15 protein-coding genes are annotated in these 17,729 nt (G+C 41.4%); 11 read left to right on the top strand and 4 right to left on the bottom strand.

All coding sequences use genetic code 11. The features are described from left to right. The first annotated feature begins 82 nt into the window (after positions 1 to 82). The 9 genes from AC1XUO_RS06325 to AC1XUO_RS06285 all read left to right on the top strand — a co-directional run bounded on the left by AC1XUO_RS06325 (position 83) and on the right by AC1XUO_RS06285 (position 5,546). The gene (locus tag AC1XUO_RS06325; RefSeq protein WP_483328924.1) at positions 83 to 472 is read left to right on the top strand and encodes a DUF1398 domain-containing protein; all 390 of its coding nucleotides are present in this window, start codon (positions 83 to 85) and stop codon (positions 470 to 472) included. A 213-nt stretch (positions 473 to 685) separates the two neighbouring features. Beyond that, entirely contained in the window at positions 686 to 877 is a 192-nt protein-coding gene (locus AC1XUO_RS06320; protein ID WP_483328923.1) for a hypothetical protein, read from the top strand. 48 nt (positions 878 to 925) lie between these two features. After that, the gene (locus tag AC1XUO_RS06315) at positions 926 to 1,777 is read left to right on the top strand and encodes a helix-turn-helix transcriptional regulator (protein ID WP_483328922.1); all 852 of its coding nucleotides are present in this window, start codon (positions 926 to 928) and stop codon (positions 1,775 to 1,777) included. 86 nt (positions 1,778 to 1,863) lie between these two features. Then, on the top strand, positions 1,864 to 2,460 hold the full coding sequence (locus AC1XUO_RS06310) for a short chain dehydrogenase (RefSeq protein WP_483328921.1): 597 nt from the start codon (positions 1,864 to 1,866) through the stop codon (positions 2,458 to 2,460). A 21-nt stretch (positions 2,461 to 2,481) separates the two neighbouring features. Continuing rightward, a complete protein-coding gene (locus AC1XUO_RS06305; protein ID WP_483328920.1) occupies positions 2,482 to 2,706 on the top strand; it encodes a hypothetical protein in 225 nt (74 codons plus the stop codon). A gap of 167 nt (positions 2,707 to 2,873) precedes the next feature. Then, on the top strand, positions 2,874 to 3,854 hold the full coding sequence (locus AC1XUO_RS06300; protein WP_483328919.1) for a BtrH N-terminal domain-containing protein: 981 nt from the start codon (positions 2,874 to 2,876) through the stop codon (positions 3,852 to 3,854). Positions 3,855 to 3,897: 43 nt separating this feature from the next. Beyond that, positions 3,898 to 4,266, top strand: coding sequence for a hypothetical protein (locus AC1XUO_RS06295; RefSeq protein WP_483328918.1), 369 nt, complete (start codon positions 3,898 to 3,900; stop codon positions 4,264 to 4,266). A 108-nt stretch (positions 4,267 to 4,374) separates the two neighbouring features. Then, positions 4,375 to 4,884: a hypothetical protein gene (locus tag AC1XUO_RS06290; RefSeq protein WP_483328917.1), complete on the top strand. Its 510-nt coding sequence runs from the start codon at positions 4,375 to 4,377 to the stop codon at positions 4,882 to 4,884. Between the two features lie 224 nt (positions 4,885 to 5,108). After that, the gene (locus AC1XUO_RS06285; RefSeq protein ID WP_483328916.1) at positions 5,109 to 5,546 is read left to right on the top strand and encodes a response regulator; all 438 of its coding nucleotides are present in this window, start codon (positions 5,109 to 5,111) and stop codon (positions 5,544 to 5,546) included. 101 nt (positions 5,547 to 5,647) lie between these two features. Here AC1XUO_RS06285 and AC1XUO_RS06280 read toward each other — a convergent pair whose 3' ends face one another. Further along, positions 5,648 to 7,765 carry an alpha-L-fucosidase gene (locus AC1XUO_RS06280; RefSeq protein WP_483328915.1) on the bottom strand — a complete coding sequence of 706 codons (2,118 nt, stop codon included), beginning with the start codon at positions 7,763 to 7,765 and terminating at the stop codon, positions 5,648 to 5,650. A gap of 256 nt (positions 7,766 to 8,021) precedes the next feature. On the opposite strand from AC1XUO_RS06280, the gene AC1XUO_RS06275 reads away from it, so the two are divergent. Both AC1XUO_RS06275 and AC1XUO_RS06270 read left to right on the top strand, forming a co-directional pair. Further along, on the top strand, positions 8,022 to 8,909 hold the full coding sequence (locus tag AC1XUO_RS06275; RefSeq protein WP_483328914.1) for a helix-turn-helix domain-containing protein: 888 nt from the start codon (positions 8,022 to 8,024) through the stop codon (positions 8,907 to 8,909). A 451-nt stretch (positions 8,910 to 9,360) separates the two neighbouring features. Continuing rightward, positions 9,361 to 12,420, top strand: coding sequence for a T9SS type A sorting domain-containing protein (locus tag AC1XUO_RS06270; protein WP_483328913.1), 3,060 nt, complete (start codon positions 9,361 to 9,363; stop codon positions 12,418 to 12,420). A 521-nt stretch (positions 12,421 to 12,941) separates the two neighbouring features. On the opposite strand, the gene AC1XUO_RS06265 is transcribed toward AC1XUO_RS06270, so the two are convergent. The 3 genes from AC1XUO_RS06265 to AC1XUO_RS06255 all read right to left on the bottom strand — a co-directional run bounded on the left by AC1XUO_RS06265 (position 12,942) and on the right by AC1XUO_RS06255 (position 17,666). Then, positions 12,942 to 14,558, bottom strand: coding sequence for a sodium:solute symporter family transporter (locus AC1XUO_RS06265; RefSeq protein WP_483328912.1), 1,617 nt, complete (start codon positions 14,556 to 14,558; stop codon positions 12,942 to 12,944). A 65-nt stretch (positions 14,559 to 14,623) separates the two neighbouring features. Continuing rightward, the gene (locus AC1XUO_RS06260; RefSeq protein ID WP_483328911.1) at positions 14,624 to 15,328 is read right to left on the bottom strand and encodes a 3-keto-disaccharide hydrolase; all 705 of its coding nucleotides are present in this window, start codon (positions 15,326 to 15,328) and stop codon (positions 14,624 to 14,626) included. 208 nt (positions 15,329 to 15,536) lie between these two features. Further along, complete coding sequence (locus AC1XUO_RS06255; RefSeq protein ID WP_483329568.1) at positions 15,537 to 17,666, bottom strand: alpha-glucuronidase family glycosyl hydrolase; 2,130 nt, start codon at positions 17,664 to 17,666, stop codon at positions 15,537 to 15,539. Positions 17,667 to 17,729: the final 63 nt, after the last annotated feature.

Here is a 17,729-nt window from a genome sequence, read left to right as displayed (position 1 = left end):
TCATTCCTCAATCATTTTGACAGTTTTACGCATCTTGATTGCTTGTAATTCAATAATCGATTAAAAGTTAAAACAGAGAAAAATGTTTACAGCAGAACAAATCCAAGCCGCTCACAGCAAAGTAAAATCCGGCGCTGAATTCCCGTCTTACGTCAAAGAAATCAAGGAATTAGGTGTGACACATTATGAAGCCTACGTAACAGACGGACACATTGACTATCACGGCGCCAATGATCATACCGCAAAGGTACCCGCGAAATATGACCCCTTAATGATTGCTGACAACTCCAATGGCGAAGAATTCAAATTGGAGCTGGTTGCGCATCAGCAAGGAAAAACCGATTTCCTGACTTTCATTAAAATGTGTGCAAATTATGGCATTGAAAAATGGGCAATCCGTATGGATAAAATGACTTGTACTTATTACGACAAATCCGGCAATGAAATTCTGGTTGAACAGATTCCGCAATAAAAACTGAAACGATAACTTTTCGCAATGCAGAGGCCGGGGTGCAGACTTTGGTCTCTTTTCATTTAAATTTATAAAGTTCATAGTTGAACTTAGGCCTCGGCTTCCAAAAAGCATAAGTTCCGATTCTAAATCAAAACACGGACAAGACTGGAGACATTTAGGTATTATCTAAATAATTGTTATTTTTAGTTTCAAACCTTCAACAATGGAAATATGGAAAACAAAAATGTACTAACCTTTACATTTACAATTGTAGCAATCATCCTGGGCGTCGTTTTGTTTAAACAGTTCGACTTTGAAAGCCTGAAATTTAAGAATACAGGATTGGCCGTCATTTACATCATCACTTTTTTGTTCGCGATTTATTTTCTTGTGAAAAACCCGCGAAAACGCGTTGAGAAGTAAAACCGTTATTCATAGGAAGTAAAACCGTTATTCATAGGGAGATTAAAAATGAATAGAATTCCTGTAAGACAAATTAAAGATCCTGATTTTTTTGAGCGGTTTAATATTCGGGACATTGGGACTGTACTTTCAGGAAAAGATATGGTGCAGGAACTTCACAGGCATAATTTCTTTTTTGTTCTGGCTATAAAAAAAGGAACAGGTGAACATATTATTGACTTCACAGCATACCCAATCAGCGATTACGCTGTATTTTTTCTGCGACCCGGACAGGTTCATCAGCTTATTTTGACTCAGGATAGTACCGGTTATTTAATGGAATTTAACACCGATTTTTGTTCACCACGTGAAGATGCAGAATACCAGGTATTGCGAAAGGTAAGCAACAAAAATTTTTGTCAGCTAAACTCCGACAGATTTAAAAAAGTGTTTGCTGTGCTGGATTATATTTTTCAGGAATACACCGAAAAGCAGGAACGATATGAGGAAGTCATTAAAGCGAACCTGAAAATATTGTTAATTGAACTTTCCAGACAAAGTAAAAATCCGGACAAGGTTTCGACTAGCAGTTATTTGTATGCGCAGGAGCGGCTTGACGAATTTTTAGACCTGCTGGGCAGGCACATTACTTGCAGTAAACAGGTCACCCAATATGCAGAAATGCTGCACATTACTTCCTATCAGCTTAACGCAATTACCAAAGAAACTTTGGGCAAAACCTGTTCGCAACTTATCAATGAACAGGTTGTACTTGAAGCCAAACGCCATCTTCTGGCTACATCCAGTTTGGTATCTCAGATTGCTTATGATTTGGGTTACGAAGACGTTTCTTACTTTATCAGATTTTTCAAAAAACATACCGGCAGTTCGCCGGAAGCATTCAGACAGAAATTTAAATAAGTCCTGCCCAACTTCATTTCTGTCCTATCATCCCCAAAACCATTGGTAATACTTTTGTTGAACAATCAAATTAAACACGCAGCAAAATGAAAATTATCATCGTAGGTGCGTCTGGCACAATGGGAAAATACCTGGCAAGCGCCTTTGAAAATGAACATGAAGTGATCAGAGTAGCTTCAAAAAGCGGCGACTATCAGGTAGATATCACCTCCCCCGCAGCAATTGAGAGATTCTTCAAAGAAGTGGGTGATTTTGACGCACTTATATCAACAGCCGGCCCCACCTATGTAGGGCCCTGGCAGCATTTGACTGATAAAGAATTCAGAAAAGGTGTTGAGGGGAAAATGATGGGACAAATCAATTTGGTATTGATCGGTCAGCATTATACTAAACCTAAGGGCTCGTTTACTTTAATTTCAGGAGCTTTAACGCACGACCCGCAATTGAATTTCGCGAACGCATCAGCTGCCAATGGAGCCGTAGAAGGTTTTGTTCGTGCCGCTGCCATTGAATTGGAAAATGGAATTCGCATTAATGCCGTGAGCCCTACCGTTATCGAGGATTCACCACAATACTTCCCCTATTTCCCCGGTGAGATTCCTGTAACGATGAAGCAACTGGAATATGGTTTCCGAAAAAGTGTTTTTGGTGCGAATACCGGAGAGATTATTAAGCCCTATTAACCGTTTATAATCTGGCAGCAAATGAAATTAAAGATAAAATTCTTCGCCTCCTTAAAAATATGGGTAGTTATCTATCCTGCTATCACATTGTTCCTTTATTCATTTGGAAATGCATTATCTGTTTTTCCATTGTATGTAAGAACGCTGATTCTGACCTTCACATTGGTTCCTTTTATGGTATTCATCGGCGTTCCGTTCGTAGATTTTTTTATCAATAACTTTTATCCAAGTAACCCGAAAAAGTGAAATCCTAGCCAAAAACGAGATAGTTTCATCAATGTACTGAGACTGACTAGCATAAGCGCAACACTATTAATTTTATTTATCTTTGGTGTAAGCACCAGCTTGGTCAGCCTTGACTATTAAACTCGGAAAGTTAATGCGCTGATAATCAGATAAAAGCACACTAAAAAATGAAAATAGAAAATATCAGACCATTTAATGGAGAACATTGTGAAACGACGGCAACCGGAACTTTGTTGAAGCAACTTGATATTGAGCTTTCTGAACCCATGTTATTTGGTCTGGGTGAAGGGCTGGGATTTATTTATTGGAACATGAAATCGATGGACTTTCCTTTCATCGGCGGGCGTGTAAAACCAGACATTTTAACGGCAAATATTGCAAAAAATTTAAATCTTGAGTTGACGGTAAAAGAAACATCATCAACTCAAAAAGCCTGGGAAGACGTAAAAAAACTGATTGACAACGGACAAATCGTTGGTCTTAAACTGGACTGTTTCCACCTGGAATATTTTTCGAAACCCTTTCATTTCGCAGGACATTATGCTGCTCTTTACGGCTACGACAATGAAATGGCTTATTTGGTAGACACCAAACAGCAAGGCGGACAAGTAAAAACAAGTTTGTCAAGTTTAGCATTGGCAAGAGCGGAAAAAGGTCCGATGTCATCCAAGAATTTGTTTTACACCCTGCAGAAGACCAAAGAAAAATCTGATTTAAAAACTGCAATTCTAACTGCAATCAGGAACAATGCTGCCGATTATATAAATCCACCCATAACCAATATTGGCTACAAAGGAATTTTAAAGGCAAGTTCAGAAATAATCAAATGGTTTAAGGAAAGTGAGGACATTGAAAACGACTTTAAAACATCGGCCATGCTGATGGAAAAAGCGGGTACTGGCGGAGCATTATTCAGAAATTTATACAGGGACTTTTTGGAGGAAAGTTACGGCTTGTGTAAACTTGAAAAACTCAAAAAAGGACATGAAGCATTTGTAGAAATTGCACAACTGTGGACTTCGGTTTCCCAGCTATTTGAAAAAACAAGCCAAACCAAAAATGTTACGTATATTCAGCTGGCGTCGGACATTTTGAAAACCATTTCCGCCAAAGAAAAAAAGACCATGGAATTATTGGCGACGATTTAAACCCGAACCACTTCCAACAATTTCCTCTAAACAAACCCCACGAATGAATAAAAATCTATTTCTGATTGTTCTGGCGATCTTATTACCGTATTATGGATGTAAGGGACAGAATAAAAAAGAATTTAAGCCAACCACAATTTCACATCAAATTGATACACTACTAATACCTGAAATTGGTGGAATAAAACAGGTAGTAGAAATAAAAACCGATGATGATAAGAAACCTGTACTTCTCATTTTGGCAGGTGGACCGGGAAGCTCCATGATGAATAATGCGGAATCTTATTCAAATATTTTAAAGAAAAAATTTACGATTGTTCAATGGGATCAACGGGATGCCGGAAAAACGCTGAAATTAAACCCATCGCCAACCAAATCTTCGGTGGCGCAAATGGAAAAGGACACCTATTAAGTTATACGTTTTGTTATCAAGGAGTTAAACCAGGAAAAAGTATATTTATTAGGCAGTTCCTGGGGAAACGTTCTGGGCTTTTACATTGAAGAAAAACATCCTGAACTTTTGTATTCCTATTTTGCTGTAAATCCTGTCGTCAGTCAGCTGGCTAGCGAGGAAGAGCTGCTCAAAACTTTAAAAGTTCACTTCAAAGAAAACGCCATTGCCAGTCAGGAATTGGCGGGCGTAAATATTCCTTTTAGATCAGACGAGGACTTATTCTATTTAAGAAAATGGCTATTTTATAAAGAGGGAAAAGAATATGTAACAAGCGACGATTTCAAAACCGGTTTTCTTCAATGGTCAAAAACCTGGTCGCCTGTCTGGAATGAAGTAATGAATATTGACCTACCCAAAACTTTAAAAAAAGTAAACTGTCCAATTTATTTCTTCGTTGGCCAAAACGATATTCAGACATCTACTAAAATCACAAAAGAATATTTTAAGGGCTTGACAGCGCCTAAGAAAAATCTGTTTTTATTTGAAAAGTCCGGACATCAGATTCACAAGGATGAACCGGAGCAGTTTCAAAATACAATCATCAAAATATTGGATATAGCTGAGTCTATGAAGTAACACTTACCGTTGCGGACAATTTCTTAAAATTGCTGATCTATATCGTATCCTTTAAATTTTCAAAACTTGTGGTTTTACGGTAATTGTTATAGCTTCGGTGTTTTGTGCTTGATCTCTGTTTCTATCTTCAACAAAATGTTAGAAGTAACCAATATAAACAGATAACAAATTGCCGGCCGGCTACAAAACGCCACTAAGACTACTCACGAATCAAAATTTTGATCATGAACAAAAAAGGACCAATCGTCATTATTGAAGACGATTCCGACGACCAGCTAATTTTGACGGAGATTTTCTTGGAACTTCCCTATGAGAATGAACTCGTATTCTTTGATGACGGAGTACAGGCCCTGAATTATTTAACTGATACTGAGATCGAACCCTTTCTCGTGCTTTCGGACATCAATATGCCCAAGCTGAACGGGATGGAATTACGGGATAAAATACACAACAACGAAGACCTCAGATTAAAATCGATCCCCTATCTTTTTTTTACAACCTCAGCGGAACAAAAACACGTCATCGACGCTTATTCAAGATCTATTCAAGGATTTTTTGTTAAGCCGAGTAATTACGACAAACTAAAACAAATTATGGTGAAGATTGTTGAATACTGGCAGGACTGTGAATCTCCAAACTATATTAAAAATGCTCAGCAATAGCCGATTCCATAAAGCTGATGACGATAAAATAATACAACTAATTAAAAAAAAAGAGCATAGGAAAGATTTATGACACTCCTATGCGCTTTCAGTTATAAATTTCACTTCGTAATGATATCTATTTCTGCATAACCGGTATTTCCCCCGGAAGTTTTCAATGCACGTAATTTGATGTAACGTCCTGCAGTCAGATCGAAATTTTTGATCTGCCAGAATGGGTTGTTTATGATATTTGAAAATTCTCCGGAGCTCACCATTTTCCAGTTGTCCAGATCGTTGGATACATAGAACTCATAATGTGTAATCACACCACCGCTTCTGTCGCCCGGAAAATAGCGGAATCCGGTCAATGATTGCATTTTCCCCAAATCGATCACCAGATCATCCGGCGACGGAGCATCCTTATCACGATACCAGGATGTATTGACATCTCCATCGATAATCACTGACTTTGCATTACCAGGGCTGACGATTTTCCAATCTTTTCTGGCTATGTCGTAAATCTCCTCCGTCACGTCACTGCTTTTTTTATTGACAACGTCATAAGCAATTGCCCGGACTGTGACCTTGTTCCCGTCCGTATCCACCGGACCAGCATATTTTTTTGAAGATGTTGTTGGCTTTGATCCGTCAATCGAATAGTAAAGTTCCGATTCTTTGTCTCCGGCTGTGATATGCACAGTTCCGGATTTATCTCGAATAATCGTTGGCGGTACCAGAATTTGTGGCGCGTGATATACCCCAATCCCGGAAATCAAGGGAGAAGCCTTGGCGTCAGTAATGGTAAAACGAAGCTGGGTAGCTTTCACGGTTGGGAAAGTAATGATCCGCCTGTAACCAATGGTTGTGGTACCAGGGCGGTCCGGAGATACCAGCTGATCTTTCAATTCTTTCCACTGACCATCAACCATAGCTTCAATTTTAAAAGCCTTCACCCGTTGCCCAAGACGGATATATTCTTCCGCTGTAAACCGGTTGAAACTAGTCGGTTTTCCGAAATCAAGTGTTAATCCCGCCGATTTTACCTGATCATCCGTAGACCAGAAACTTTCCGTAGTGCCATCAAGCACATTCTCAGGTGCAAATTTCTTATCCTTACCACGAGAGTTCGTTGCCGAAACTTTTGCCTTCTCAGCAAGATTTACCGCAAATACTTCCTTAACCGCATTCGCCAGACCAACGGCTTCTTTATGATCATTTTCGTGAATTAAACCTCTTTTATCAATGGGAAAATTAAGCAAAAACGTACCATTGCGGCCAATCGATTTGTAGTAGGTATCCAATAATTTAGGCAGGTTTTTTACACGTTTGTCCTCGCTTTCGTGATAAAACCAGCCCGGACGAATAGAAGTGTTCACTTCGCCCGGAACCCAGGCGTTTCCATTTTCCACACCATACCGCAGCATATCTTCCGGCACATCACCCGTGGCATTTAACAGACTCCAGTTGGTTTCCCCTACATAACCAGACTCTGTTCCCACCCAGCGAAGATCTGCTCTGTCGCCATTGTCGTTCCAGATTACGATTTTTGGCTGCAACTTTCTGATCATGCTGTATGTATTTTTCCAGTCGTAGTAAGTTTTACGGTCAATCATCCGGTTGGCATTTACGCCACCATAGTAACCGTCTCCCCCATTGGCTCCGTCAAACCAGATCTCAAATATGTCTCCATATTTGGTAAGACATTCTTCGATTTGTTTTCTGAAAACGTTCTTTACGTAAGGCGCACTTCCATCGGCATCAAGAAGTCCGTAACTTGGATTATTTCTGTCCCAGGGCGAAATGTAAATGCCCAGTTTCAATCCGTATTTCCGGCATGCTTTGGCAAGATCACCTACGATATCACCTTTCCCGTTTTTCCAGGGACTGTTTTTAACAGAATATGCTGTTGTTTCAGTTGGCCAAAGGCAAAAACCTGAATGATGCTTGGCTGTCAGGATAACGCCCGTCATCCCGGATTCTTTACAAACGCGCGCCCACTGCTCGCAATCCAGATTGGTAGGATTGAAAAGTTTGGCATCTTCAGGCGCTCCATAGCCCCACTCCTGGTTCGTGAAAGTATTGGTTGAAAAGTGAATAAATGCATAATACTCCATTTTCTGCCAGCGCAGCTGATTTTCGCTTGGAACTGGTCCGACTGCCTTTGGTGCAAGTGGCTGACCGAATATGGTAGTTGTGAAAGACACAGCCAGCAACGCTGAAAGTATTACTTTTCCCATGCCATAGTGACTTCGATTTGTATTTTTTTTGAAAGTGGTTATTTTCATATTCTCGTACTCCTGTTATTTATTTTAACTTTAATTAGGCCCTTGTAGCTTTCCGGAATTGTCTGCAAATCTGTCCCGGACAAGATTCATTTTGGATTCTGATGAACGTCAAAACTACTGGGCTCGCTTAACAATTATAACACCAAAAAAGACTTTTTTTTGACTTAAACAGACTTTTGCTAATTTCAGGTCTATTTTGTCATGAATAATGAATAAACGATTTTTAAAGCAAACGCTTTCTCTGCTGAATACAGACTACGTAAAGCTGGATTCGAAGTGGAATTACAAAAATGTAATCAGCCCTTATCACCGGATTTATTACATTGACGCTGGCGAGGGACAAATTTCAGATACATCCAAAACGTTGCGCCTGGAAGCTGGTTATCTTTATATTATTCCCTCCTATACGCTTTGTAATCTGGTTTGTGAAACCTACCTCAGTCAATACTTTGTTCAGTTTTTTGAAGAATCAGATAATGGTGTTTCGTTGTTTTCACATCTGAGAAATATCCATAAGGTGAAGGCAAGTGAAATCGACCAAATCAATTTTCAACGACTGGTAGATATCAATCCCGGCAGAGGAATCAACCGTTCTGACAATCCGGAAGTATATGAAAAGAATATATACTATAAAGAATATCAGGAACTTAACAATCAACAGAAATTTTCCAGCTTCCTTGAAACGCAGGGTATTCTCTTGCAATTATTATCCCGGTTTACAATGCTTGAAATTTTTCAGACGGAGGATACCAGGATCATACCTGTAAAAATTCTTGATGCGATGCGATACATTTATATCAATCTGCATTTGCATCTCAGTGTTAAAATACTGGCAGACAGAGCGAATTTAAACATCGAATATTTTTCCCGGCAATTTGAAAAATATTGTGGAACCAGACCTTTGTCCTACATATATCAGACACGTATTGAACGGGCGGTACATATCATGGCCACCAGCAACGCCTCCAATTCCGAAATTGCTGAACTTACCGGCTTTGAAAGCCTCTCCCATTTTAGCAGAACTTTTAAAAAATTTACGGGTCGTCCGCCTGGGATTTACAGGAGAAATATTTCAGCTCCGCCTGTTTTGGGTTAAACGCCAATTTTTCAGCTATGAATCGTTGAAATCTCAGACACATTCAAAGTTCTCCAACGATTTACCGCCTCTTTACCGTTCAAAAATAATTCCAGCTTGAATAAATTCTCTCTTAATTTCAGAGGCAATTAAAACTTGAAAACAATTTAATTTCTAGCAGGTTCATTAAATATCCTTAGTCGCTTCAGGTTGAATCAGCAAATCCGGTCAACGATCTCATTTTTCTTTATCAGACGAACATTCTTACCCGAAATTTGACGATTTGTGTCATAGTTTCATTTCTTATCTCCCTTAATTTGCTAAATAAAATTACATTTTTTATTAATCAAATTATAGATATGGTAAAATTCTAATCGCATTCAGCCGCGATAAATCCTAGCGAAGCTTCAAATCAAAATTCCCTCCGAAAACCTTGTAAAGACATAACTATTAACCATTAATCATTCGAAAAATGATGAGAAAACTACTTAGGCTTTTTAACACAGCCGCTACACTGATTCTTTTGAGCATGTTTCATCACCACGTTTTTGCACAGGCAAGAACGGCCACGGTTAAGCTCAACAAAGATGTTTCATATCAGAAAATCACTGGTTTCGGCGGATTTGTAAACAGTCCGCAGTTCGGCTACAACCACATGACGGAGGCAGAAATCAGAAAAATGTGGGGGGCGGAAAGTGAAGCCGGATACAATATTATGCGTATATACATACCGATCGGAGAAGAAAACTGGCCTCAGGCACTTGGCACGGCTCAGCTTGCACAGACGCTGGGGCTTAAAATATTTGCATCACCCTGGAGCATGCCGGCAGAATGGAAAACCTACAACACGATTGCCTCACGTTACACCGATGAAACCGGTACTGTCAGGCCAGTTTATCTGGCAGAGGAACATTATGCAGATTATGCCCAGTATCTGGATAATTTCGTTACTTATCTCAAAACCAACGGCGTAGACCTGTATGCGATTTCGCTGCAAAATGAACCGGATTATCAGGTAGACTACGCTGGTTGTATCTGGACGCCTGCTCAAATGGCCAAGTTTATCAAAGAGCAGGGTGCCAAAATCAATTGTAAAGTTATAGCTCCCGAAAGCGTGGGAATTACCGATACTTACGCAAATGCTTTTTTGGATCCTGCGGTTTTGGCCAATTTTGAGATTTTCGGCGGGCATCAATATGGGGCGATCCAATCCGGCTTATTAAATGTGCAGGCGCAAGGAAAAGAAGTATGGATGACAGAATTTTTGATCAACTGGAATGCCAACGGATCCTCACGAAATTACAACTGGCAAAGCGACGCGTTCGATTTCGCCACAAAGATCAATGATGCAATGATCGCCAATGTAAATGCCTGGGTGCATTATGCTACCAAACGTTATTATGGCATGATGGGAGATGGGCAGTTTGGTACAGTTGCGGGAGAAATCAATAAACGGGGAAATATTCTTTCCCACTATGCAAAATACATTACAGGTGCCACCCGGATTCAGAATTCCTGGAACGATAATACGGGACAACTGAATGGATCTTCTTATATATCGGAAGCTGGTGACAAAGTGTTTGTGATGGTGATCAATTCTTCCGCTAATTCCTACAATTTATCTGTGGATTTGCCATTTCTGTCAAACTCCGGGAAAGCGATAACTACCACGGAAACCACAAGTTTGGTAGAAAACAACATAAGTTTTACAGGAGAGACGGCCCGGCCCGTTGTAACCATCGGTGCATCCAGCATCACTACGCTTGTGTTTGATAAAAGCGGAGAGCGGGAAGTTTCTCAAATGGTCAGCCAGTTAATTAATTTCCAAAAAATAGAGTCCCAGACTGTTACCAACCCAGCCTTTGGAACGGCCTATCAGTTGAGCGGTAAAACTGCTGCGCATAAAGTCGACATGCCACTTTTTAGTGCCAGTAAAGATGCCGCCAACGGATTTTTGCAGCTCAATGGAAAATTTAACCGATTGGTATTTCGCGTAGAGAGTCTGTCATCCAGTAATCTTTACACATCAAGTAATGCCACGCTTTACTATGTAAACAAGGCCGGAGCAGTAGCGTCACATAATTATGGCACGATTAATTTTGCCCGAAGGGATAATTTTGACTTGGTTTTCGACATTTCTGAAGATGTGCTTCCAGATGGCATCACGGGAATCATTTCGATGTATAATAATAATTTCAGCTCTCTGCTTACCTTCAAATTCCAGGATGTTTATCTGGCAGTTGGAAATGAAAAAGGTTATAAATTTTCCGGCATTTACAGTGATTCAGATAGCTATTTGTTAGATTGTCTCGACGATCCGGGTTATACCTCTCTTGATTTTACCCAGGCAACAGGTATCAGCCCGCAAACTGACTGGCACGCGGCCACAGCGAACAAGAACAGCGTATTTTACACACAAAGCGGCGTTTTAAATAACAAGACAAACGTTGTAAACGGAACGATCTCCGAAAAACTTGAACTCAGCGATATGGGCGGAGATTTCTACCCGCCGGTCGGCTTCACGGCTACGACTGCCAGCTATCGCGCGACGTTAAATGGGATGAGAATGCTGGTTTTACCGTTTGAATCTAATATTCCAACAGGCGTGAAAGCATATACACTGGAATTTACAGATCCGAAAATCGTTGGGAAAATTATCACCACCTCTAAAATTCCAGCCAATACGCCTGTTTTGGTGAATGGTGTCGGGGCTTTCACATTTGAAGGAACTGGCGCTATTGCTTCTTCTGCAAACCTGAGACAAGGTTCGGCAAACGGTGAAATCCAGCCGAGTTTGGCGCGTAATATGCAGGTTGGGATCACGGGTGGCGTTTTTATCGCGATTAAAACACCGATCAATGGCTATTATCTTACCAATAGCAACGGAACCTTTACATTCACGAGGGCAACCGGTGCGTCCCAGGCGACGATCAATTCCTTTGGCGCATACCTTGCACCCGGCCTGCCTACAACTGCGACGAGCCTTGAACTGACTTTGGATGAAAGTGCCCTACCCGTTCGTTTGGGAATGTTTAATGCAAAGTTTGTCGAAAATAGCGTACGCCTGGATTGGACCACTTATTCTGAGGAGAACAATGCCGGCTTCGATATTGAGCGAAGCACTGATGCAAAACGGTTTGAGAAAGTAGCCTTCATTGCGGGGAAGGTAAACAGCACGTCCGAAAATCACTATACCGCAACTGACCCGCTCCCTCTCGCAGGCATAAGTTATTACCGCTTAAAACAAACAGACCTGGACGGAACCTACGCATACTCTCAGGTAAAATCAGTAAATAATAGTCATACAAAGCCGGTAGTTGCATACCCAAATCCGGTAAGAGATATGCTCACGATTGATCTCAAAGGGAATAACGTTGTCGGAAAACTGACTATCCTGAACATGCTTGGCCAGGAAATTAACCAGACCGACATTAAAGGAAATGAACAAAATGTAATTGATGTTTCAGGACTTAGTCCTGGTATGTATTTCTATCGTCTGGACAACTTCACCGGATCATTTGTAAGGGATTAAATAGTCCGTTTATATTTAAAAGGTGAAGGACAGAAGTAGAAATTGATAAAAACAGGTGTGCCTTGCTAGTGTTCGGCGCGCCTGTTTTTTTAGTTTAAAATAAAAATAAAAACTTACCAGCTGCTTTCATCATTTGAATCTTAAATATTGAATGTAAGGAACAAGTTCTAGCTCCGTTTTAACTATTATTTGTAAAACCTTCCGAGAAAATATAGTGATGAGAATCAGAAATATATTAGTATGCAGAAACGCCAGGATAGTCTATTTAGGTTGCCTCGGGTTCTTTTCAGGGCTCCTATTTAACAGGATCGGTGAAGAAAAAAGCTGGGTTTGGTATATCGCAATATTGCTGAATATAATACTGCTGGTCAGCACTGCCCGCTGGATCAGAAAAAAAGATGATTAACTATTATCGAGTAATGTTTTTTACTTATCAAAAGAAAAGCCCCTGGAAAATTATTTCCCGGGGCTTTTTTTTAAACGCATTTGTGAATGCTAGTTGATATGCTAACGGCAATGAGTTACCAGAAATAAGTATACAAGCCAATCAGCATAACCAGGATAACAACCGCCCCAAAAACAAAACCCTTATGCGCTCTGAACATCGACGGATCAATCACAAGTCCTTTTTTCTCGTCAGGTAAAATATAACTCAGAATAAACATTCCGACGATACAAATCACAAAAACCCAGCCCATTCTATCCAGAAACGGCACCTGTGTCCAGTCTGCAAATGGAAGCCAATTGTTGTGCATGGCAAGGGCCACAATGAATCCGCCGACAATGGCAAATAGCGCTCCGGCCGAATTGCTGCGTTTCCAGAAAAATCCCATGATAAAGGATGCGAAAATTCCGGGTGACAAAAGTCCTGTCATTTGTTGTATAAACTGAAAACCTCCCGCCTTGTCTATACCCATGTAAGGAGAAACCAGAATCGCTAAAATCATCGAGATCACAATCACGATCCTGCCAATGGTCACAAGCTGTGCTTCTGTTTTATTCTTGCCAATGTAAATCTTGAAAATATCCAGTGTGAAAATCGTTGAAATACTATTAGCTTTTCCGGCCAACGATGCCACGATAGCGGCAGTAAGTGCTGCAAAAGAAAGTCCTTTTAATCCGGCAGGTAATAAATTTAGCAAAACAGGATATGCCTTATCAGCAACGATAACACCGTTTTCCGTCATTTCCTGTTGAAATAATCCCTGATTGTAAAGCGTGTAGGCTGCAATGCCGGGAAGTACCACAATAACCGGCATCAAAAGTTTCAGAAACGCAGCAAACAAAAGTCCGTTGCGGGCAGTTTTAAGATCTGCTCCAAGGGCTCGCTGGGTGATATACTGATTACATCCCCAGTAGTTCAGGTTTACAATCCACATTCCGCCGAGCAAAACGGTCAGGCCGGGAAGCTCCATGTAGTGGGTACTGCCTTCTTTGAAAATCATATGGAAATGATCGTCGTATTGTTGTGTCATCATTTTCAAACCATTAAAAAGCCCGGTCGTATCAAAATTATCGGATACCAAATTGATGGCGATATAACTTGTCGCAAGCCCGCCGATGATCAGAAAAAATACCTGGATTACGTCCGTAAAACCAATCACCTTCATCCCGCCGATTGTGATGATGATGGAGAAAATAGCAAGCCCCCACATACAAAGATCAAAATCCAGTCCGGAGATACCGGATACGGCCAGTGCGCCCAGATACAGGATCGAAGTCAGATTCACCAGAATATACAAGCCCAGCCAGAAAATCGCCATGATCAGACTGACTGTCGGATTATAACGCTGACTCAAAAACTGAGGCATGGTAAAAATGTTGTTCTTCAAATAGATCGGCATGAAAAAGAGCGCAACGATCACAAGTGTTGCCGCAGCCATCCATTCATAACTTGATATGGCCAGTCCCATCGAAAAACCATTTCCGGACATCCCGATAAACTGCTCGGCAGAAATATTGGAAGCGATCAGCGATGCGCCGATTGCCCACCAGGTCAGCGACCCTTCGGCCAGAAAGAAATCTTTGGTAGATGCGGCTTCACTTTTTTTCCGGTTGTAAATCCAGTAGCCATATACGGATACAATGATGAAGTAAACAAAGAAAATAATGTAATCCAGTGACTGTAACTGCTTCATTGATAAGTATATTTAATTATTTTGATAATGGACTGATTGAACTTAACTTCCCTGATAACAGCTACTTAAAGCACTAATATTTTTATATTTTTAAACCACACCTCATCACCATGTTCCTGAAGCAGGATGTTGCCCTGCGCAGCCGCACCAAAATCAGCGTATCCTTTATACTTGCTATTATTGACCAGAGCTTTCCACATCTGGTTGTTCCGCTCATATGCCACGACTTTGACATTGTTCAGCCAATGTTCTACATGTTTGCCCTTGACAACGATCATCGCAGTATTGAACTGTTCCTTATTAAATGGTTTATCAGGTGAGGCCGTGATCAGGTCATATAAAGAACCCAGCGTACGGTTTCCGGCAACACCACCCTTCGCATCAGGATGTTTCTGATCATCGAGAATCTGATATTCGCAACCGATCCCGCCACGGTTTACAAAATATTTGATACCACTATTGGCTCCATCCGTGATTTTAAAATCCACTTTCAGGATAAAGTTTTCATATTTCTGATCGGTGATGATATCTCCACCTTTACCATCCTTTAAAACTTTGAGCACACCGCCATCCACCGACCATCCCTTTGCCGGAAAACTTTCAGAACTGCCACTTTTCCAGCCTTTGGTTGTAACCCCATCCCAAAGCAATTTCCAACCTTCTGACTTTTCCTTTTTGGATAATGTATTATCCGCCTGTTCACTTGATTGGGCTGAGGCATTCCAGGCAAATAACAAGGTTATCACCAGTATCAAAAAACTCTTTTGCATCTTGATCTTAAAAAATTTTATAACAAATAATAGATTGATAGAAATGTCCGCAGATTACTATACGCAGCACGAATGTTAAGCATTTGATTCAAATACCAGCAGGCAAAGGTATCGCCAACTAGCAGTTGTAAGTGAGCAAATTTGTTCGAATAAAGGGTAAGAATGTTAATTGCTTCACAATTGATATTGAATATATCCTCAATAAACCTTATTTCATCAAATAAATATTCACCGACTTTTTCACTTCTTCCAACGTCTGCTTTGGCGGTTCGAAACCTTTGGGAATCGGTTGTTTTGCGAAAGTTTGCAGATATAAAACCCAGGCGTCTCTCCACCAGATCGCTTCCCTGCGCTGGACTTTCAGTCGCGCGGCAACGTCGGTATATACTTCGGGATCAAGATTCGGTCTGGCCAGATCCCACTGCTGTTGCATCCAGACTACCGAATCGGCACCTGTATAAAAACGGGTACAGAGTTCCTCCCAAAGCGTCCTTCCGCTGCTGAGCTTTTTATTCCAGCCTACGTGATGAAACCACAAAAGATACGGCAAAGGGGTTTTATCAGGATTGTTCCACTGCTGCTGCACTTCCAAGCGGTACTGCGCCAGCGCATTACTTCCGGAAGCAGTCCTGTCAAATCCTAACCCTGCGGAATCTGCACGGTGGTAGTATACAGCGGTCCAGTCTGGCCGGGAACCTTTGTTTTGCCAGGGTTCGGGAGCAAAATGAACACCCATCCAGGGCCGCGAAAGTCCGATTGGCGTATTGTAATCCACATAGATTTCACGTGATCTGAGCATTAGCCCGACAATATTTTCCTGTGCTTTTTTATTTCGGGTCAAAGTCAGCTCTGTCCATTCCTTTGCAATCTGCTCAGAACTCAGCGTATGATCCCAGCTCAATCTTCCGAATGCATACCAGTTGGCCTGGGCCAGCGGATGCCCCGTCCAGTTTCTGGCATTTCCCGTGTTGGCCACACCGGCCATGAGCGTGCGCGCATAACCATGCAGGCTTCCGTCCACCACTTTCGCAACGGTCGATCCTTTTCCATTTACATAGGTATCTGAATCCAGGTTTTCTTTAAAAATGGGTGCTTCATAAACCGCATGAGTGGCAAAACCGAGATATTCCTGTGTCAGCTGAAATTCTACTCCCAAAGGCGTTTTCGGCATATTGCCAAACAGAGGAGAAAACGGCTCGCGTGGCTGAAAATCGATGGGTCCGTTTTTTACCTGGACTATTACTTTTGGATCAAATTTCCCATCCAGCGGAACAAATTCTTCATAAGCCGCTTTGAAACGGTCGGCATTTGGGTCCGCTTTGTAAACAAAAGCCCGCCAGATCACAATACCGTCATAAGGCTGAAATGCCTCCGCCAGCATATTGGCACCATCGGCATGTGTGCGGCCATAATCCTGCGGACCGGGTTCCCCTTCCGAATTTGCTTTCACTAAAAAACCACCAAAATCGGGAATTTCCTTATAGATCTGCGCTACTTTTTCTTTCCACCAGGCACGTACCTGAGGGTCCAGCGGATCGGAAGTGGGCAGTCCACCAATGGTTTTCGGCGCGGCAAAGTAAACAGACAAATACGTTTTGATCCCGTATTTACGCATCACATTGGCGACCGCTGCAACTTTTGCGATATACTCCTGCGACATAAACCGGGCACTGGCATTTACGTTATTAAGCACCGTTCCGTTAATTCCCAGAGAAGCATTGGCGCGGGCATAATCCTGATAACGCGGATCAACACGCTCCGGCAATTCGTACCATTTCCAAAGGGAAGAACCTGCATAACCGCGCTCAACCGTTCCATCCGGATTGTCCCAGTGATTTAGCATCCGGTATTGTACTTTCGGGCTGCTTGTCAAATTTAAGGTTTTGATAGAAAGCTGCATTTGCATATGCCTTAGCAAGGCAAATGTTCCGTATAAAATACCGCTTTCCGATTTTGAACTGACCACCATATTACCAGCCAGCAACTGAATCCGGTAACCTTCCTCCTGTTTTATATCACTATTGGATTCCAGTTTTAGAACAATGCCTCCGGATTTATTTTCAACCGCATTGCTCACAGAGATATTTTTACCCAAAAGACTCTTCAATCCTGTTTGCAGCTCCCTGCCGGCACTTTGCGTAATATCGCCCTTACCGGACGCTGAAATAAAAGCCGTGTATTTTAAGTATTCAGCTTTTATAGCCGGATCCGTAACAGGCTCATATTTCAGCCAGAGCCGGTAGCCGTCATCACCCTCAGCGGATAAAGGATCGGCAGAAAAGGATGGAGCACTGATCAGGATACAGCTGAAAAGCAATAGAATGTATATTCTGGTCATCATATTTTTCCAATTACTGATTTGCAATATTTCTTAAATTCAGTTACGCCGCTTGGTCAGAAA

It is taken from the genome of Dyadobacter sp. HNCC25DJ186 (assembly GCF_056895235.1).
This window is presented reverse-complemented; position numbering and strand designations above follow the sequence as displayed.